We start from the raw sequence: 240 nt of genomic DNA on the forward strand, positions 1-240 counted from the left end.
CGAACGGTGAATTACGTCATCATCCGCAAGAAATTATGCAAATATGCGAAGAAGTCGCGGCAGTGATCGAGCGCGAAGGGCATCATACTTCAGCGGAAGATTTGCGTTATTACGTGATGCAGGTGATTGATGCCACAGCGGAAAATATCTCGTCGATGTTGCAGGATATCCGCGCGCTGCGCCACACCGAAATCGACTATATCAATGGTTTTCTCTTACGCCGCGCCCGCGCGCATGGGA

1 protein-coding gene is annotated in these 240 nt (G+C 51.2%); it reads left to right on the plus strand.

All coding sequences use genetic code 11. From position 1 onward, the window contains the following. Positions 1–240, plus strand: a 240-nt coding sequence (locus SB765_RS33305; protein WP_410932993.1) for a ketopantoate reductase C-terminal domain-containing protein, incomplete at both ends; no start/stop codon positions are given.

Source organism: Pseudomonas sp. SIMBA_067 (assembly GCF_046534675.1).
In the GTDB taxonomy this organism is placed as follows: Bacteria; Pseudomonadota; Gammaproteobacteria; order Pseudomonadales; family Pseudomonadaceae; genus Aquipseudomonas; species Aquipseudomonas putida.